The 4,512-nt window shown below is 56.7% G+C and carries 4 protein-coding genes; all 4 read right to left on the bottom strand.

Going from position 1 to position 4,512, the window contains the following annotated elements:
* Positions 1–959 (bottom strand): hypothetical protein (locus tag B3Y70_RS02910; RefSeq protein ID WP_288589167.1); only part of this gene is annotated, 959 nt, incomplete at its 3' end.
* Between the two features lie 129 nt (positions 960–1,088).
* Positions 1,089–2,039, bottom strand: a complete 951-nt coding sequence (locus B3Y70_RS02905; RefSeq protein ID WP_286715187.1) for a DegV family protein — start codon at positions 2,037–2,039, stop codon at positions 1,089–1,091.
* A 117-nt stretch (positions 2,040–2,156) separates the two neighbouring features.
* Positions 2,157–2,975 (bottom strand): metal-dependent hydrolase, encoded by an 819-nt coding sequence (locus tag B3Y70_RS02900; RefSeq protein ID WP_286892935.1) that lies wholly within the window; start codon positions 2,973–2,975, stop codon positions 2,157–2,159.
* Between the two features lie 241 nt (positions 2,976–3,216).
* The coding region (locus B3Y70_RS02895) for a solute carrier family 23 protein (RefSeq protein ID WP_288589165.1) at positions 3,217–4,512 on the bottom strand (1,296 nt) is incomplete at its 5' end.

The following is a 4,512-nucleotide window of genomic DNA, read 5'->3' as shown; positions in this document are numbered from 1 at the left end:
TCCAGATAGCCCTCCTGCCGGAGCAGATCCACCAGCGGCAAGCCCACCGCTTCAAGTTCCGTGACAATCACTTCCCGCGTGACGCCGATATCCGCGAGCAGGTTCATCACTGGTTGGTTACCATAACGGGCATACAATCCCTCCACTACTGCCTGAACACAGCCCTCAAAATACGGTGTCTGGCGGAAATGCAGCCAGAAGTCATAGCCCAGCACCACAAATTCCTGCAGCTGAACATCACCCAGTCCGTCCTGCAGATCCTCGATGGTTCGGTCTTCGAGAGACACCCAGGCCGCCATGACTGTGTCACGCAGTTCGTCATCACTCAAAGCCTTGTGCAGGAACTGCTCACTTCGGGCAATCAGGCTCGGCAGGCTGTCCGAAAGCCAGGCCTTGATGCGGCGTTCAAAGGTCTCATCCAGTCCCGGCACGGCCTTGTTAGCCATTTTCTTGCCGAATTTCATCATCGAGCCCACCCCGGGTACTGAGCGGGTAATCAGATTATCCTCGTAGAGGTAGTTCACCAGGCCGTGATAGACCACATTCGACACCAGCTCCTGATAAACCGGGTGCGCCATAATCTCACTGATCACCCGTTCCCGCTGGTGGCGCAACTCCAGGGCTTCCTCAACAAACGCACTGGCCTGCTCCCGGGACAGAATATCGCCCAGCCTGGTCTGGCTCTGAACCGGGGCCTTCAACACTTCGGTTGCCAGGTCCGCTGCCAGCTCCGGAATGCCGGCATCCAGCTCCATGCTCACCACCACCCGCCGGATCAGGCCCATAATCTGCTCGGCACTAACCACACGCTCCAGGGTCACGCTATTGGCATACTCCAGCAGTTCGTCCACTTCCTGATGCAGGAACTTTTTCAGTTTGGCGCCTTTCAGGGCATTCAGCTCGTGCCGAACGTGGGCTTCAAGTAATTGGTCCGCCAGGGTTGAGGTGGTCTCGGTCATAAGCCTGTTTTCCTTTGCCAGGTTTTCTTGTCTGGCAAAGAGGCTAACACGTTCCGGCGTATGGCGGGTTTGCCCGAACTACACCATCAGGCGTGATACAGGGCCAGTCTGGCGACCGGCCCGTTCGATTTACTGAAAATCACTGAACTCGTGAGGCTCGGCGCCCAAAGCCAGGCAGATACTGCCCGGCCCCACATAAATGGCACTGGTAATACCCATCTGGGACAACAACAGCTCAACGCCGTTCTGCTCACACGCGTCCCGAAGGCGATTCAGGCCCGGCAGATCCTCGATCTCGGTCCAGCTCAGGCCACAGGAAAGGCTGACATACGGCGTCAGCAAACCCGCTTCCACCCGGGCGACCGCGTAATTCATCACCTTCTCCACAGCCATGTCGAAGTTACGGGTCTTGGCAACCGGTTTGCCTTCCACACCCTGCCCGAAAATCACCGGGATGATGTTCAGCGCCTTACCCAGGAAAGCCGCCACCGCAGACACGCTTTTGTCACCTCGGCGCCGGGCGCGTTCACGGATGTAATGCAGATCCCGGGGAATGACACAGGTGTAGATTTTGTCGGTGAAGGTTTCCACTTCATGGCGAAGCGCATTCTTCGATACTTTCTGCCCAATCAGCTTCAGCGTGTGAGCCGCCAGCAGCCCCTGGCCGGCAAATATCTGTTTGCTGTCGATCACCCGCATGGAAAATTTGCCATCCCGGCCTGCAGCCTTGCGCGCCTCTTCATAATGCGCCATCACAGAGTTCATGGCTTCAGATGCGTTCTGGTAAATCAGGCTCCGGCTGCGGGTAACAGTTTCGCAGATGGCGACATCAAATTCGGTGACAATTTTTTCCATGAAAAGATCATGAATCTGCTCGGCGCTGAACGCCTCCGTTTCCGCCTGGTGCCCCTTATCGAGCAGGCCGCTCTGATAGAACTCCTGGGTACGGACAGGATCGTGGTTATCGATGTAGGTCTGGCCATCAATTATGGCCGTGACGGGCAGCACAAACAGGTCGTGTTTGCGGGCGAATTCATAGGGTAGATCACAGGCGCTATCAACGATCAGACCAACTCGCATGCTGAATGTCTCCGGGTTCGGGCGCGTCCTCTGGCGGGTACGCCCTTTTTTATGATTATTTTGCAGCGCCCCAGTGTTACACAGGCTGATGAAAATTTCAGCAACCCGGGAACCGGATCAGGCTTCCAGTTCCCTCAGATTGGCTTCCAGCAAACCGCGATTGTCCTGCTGCCACGGGTGAAAATCCCGCCGGAAATAGGCCAGAAAATCCGGCAGGCACTTGCGCAGAACCCCCGGCTTGCCCCACAGGAAATTCAGACCGCCCAACCAGGTTCTCAGGCTCCAGAGCTTGCCGTCGGTTTTCAGAAGGCTGCAGGTATTGAGGAAGGTGTAGCGAAAGAAATTCCAGGTTACGAACAGGAACACGATCCGGCGAAGCTTGTCGTTGCCAATACAGGCACGGTATACGTCGAAGGCCACCGACTTGTGTTCGGTTTCCTCAATGGCATGCCAGCGCCACAACCTCTTCATGGTTGGAGTCGCCCCTTCCATCCACTCCGGGTGACTGAGAATGGCGTTGGCCAGAACGGCCGTGTAGTGCTCAGCACCACAAGTCCCGGCCAGCTGCCGACTCGGCGGCAGGCGCCCGACCCACTCCATATGTTTGCGGAACCGTTCGTCCAGGGCATCAATATCGTAGCCCCGGGCTTTCAGAGCCTCGTTGTATTCCTTGTGCTCGCGGCTATGAAGAGCCTCCTGGCCGATAAAACCCTTGATCTCCTCCTTCAACTTGGGATCGGTAATCTGATCCCGGTAGAGCCGGACTGCGTTGATAAACTGTTGCTCGCCATCCGGAAACTGCAGGGACAAGGCATTGAAAAAGGCCGTTCGAAAGGTATCGTTACCATGCCAGAGCGTTCTCAGTTCGGTACGAACATCGAACCGCAGGTGCCGGGGTTTGACCGTGACACCATCGGGGGTGGAGCTGATCGTCATGGCAGCCTCCTGTGGTCTGTTTGTTGTTATCGGGAGTTTGACTGCGGATAATTTTTAATCAACGGGATCAGTTTACCCCCACGTAACTGCAAACCGGAAGGCATACCTCAAGAAAAAAAGACGCTTTGTCACAATATGACAACTTGTCAGAAACCCTGACAGAAACAAAAAAGGGAGGCGCTCAGGCCTCCCAAGGACACACAGTGGGTAGATGCCGCCGCCGAACACAGCGGCATCAGGTTCAGTGCTCTTTAACCGGCTCCACGCCCGGTGCTTCCGGGTCTGGGGTAAAGCCGAGAATATGAGTACGCTCAATCAGGAAGTACAACACCGCACCGGTGGCCAGGCCCCAGCCTGCGCCGTAGACCGCAAGTACCACACCCATGGTACCGGCGATACCGCGCTCGGTGTTGTTCTCCAGCTGTTCCAGACCCACCATCAGGCAGATATAGCCGGTCAGCAGCAGTGTCAGCGACAGCGCAATCGGCAGCACCGGCTGGAAGAAGCTCACCAGCGGCAGCACAAACAGTGCGATAAAGCCGGTAATCCAGAAGGTGCCACCACCGCTGTAGATGGAATCCATGGCATTACGGCCGTACTTGTAGCGCTCGGCCATGGTGGCGGTCACCGCCGTCCAGATCGGGCCAGCCAGGCCAGGGTATGGCGCGAAGAATGCGTGGCCGCCGTTACGGATAGCGGTCACCAGGTGCACACGGTCCACGCTGTTGTCGATGTCTTCGTCTTTGCGCAGGTGGTCGACACGATTCATCAGGGACTGACCCACCACGATGTCACCGAAGGCAATGACGTAGGCAATGACTGCGGTCGGAATCGCATACAGAAATACATTCAGATCCGGGAAACCAACGCTAAACGGCAGGTAGTTCCACAGCTGGTCGAACGCTGGCTTGGTGATCCCCCACTCCACGTTTGGCACATCGTATTCGCCGGTGGCAAAGCCCACCAGAATGGCCACCACCATGCCCGGCACCATGCCGTAGTTGGCAATCTTGCGGGCCAGCACGTTCTTGTCGACAAAGCCTTTGAACGAGACCGAGAACATCAGATACAGACACACCAGACCACCCACGATCAGGGAGATCGGCGTGTTGGCCAGGCGGCCGCCGGCCTCGATTTCACCCATCAATGCCGCAATACCGGCACCAATAATGATACCGCCCTTCATCGAGCGCGGAATCCAGTTAACCAGTTTGCTGCCCAGACGGGTCACGCCCAGAATCAGAAAGATCAGGAACACCAGGAACTGCAATGCAAACAGCGCCTGGATGGCCTCAGGGCCGGGTTCATAATCGGAAAGGAACAGCAGCACCACCGGAATACCCGGGGTAATCCAGCCGGGCACCAGAGGCACACCCAGCAAGGCTGGCAGCATAAAACCAATACCGCAGATCACTACGTAGGCCAGGGCCACGTCATAGGGAACACCGAGATATTTTTCCAGCAGCGGAATCATGGCCAGACTGACCACAAACATGATCAACGCCTGCACCATCTCCGCGAATTCCCAGCGGTAATG

This window comes from Marinobacter sp. UBA5687, from assembly GCF_002420325.1.
In the GTDB taxonomy this organism is placed as follows: domain Bacteria; phylum Pseudomonadota; class Gammaproteobacteria; order Pseudomonadales; family Oleiphilaceae; genus Marinobacter; species Marinobacter nauticus.
The sequence above is the reverse complement of the archived record's forward strand: the minus strand, read 5'-3'. Positions and strand labels throughout refer to the sequence as shown.

What these genes read in the sequence shown, in the direction of transcription:
- B3Y70_RS02905 (WP_286715187.1), bottom strand. Translation starts at nt 2,039, where the DNA reads ATGCGAGTTGGTCTGATCGTTGATAGCGCCTGTGATCTACCCTATGAA.
- B3Y70_RS02900 (WP_286892935.1), bottom strand. Translation starts at nt 2,975, where the DNA reads ATGACGATCAGCTCCACCCCCGATGGTGTCACGGTCAAACCCCGGCAC.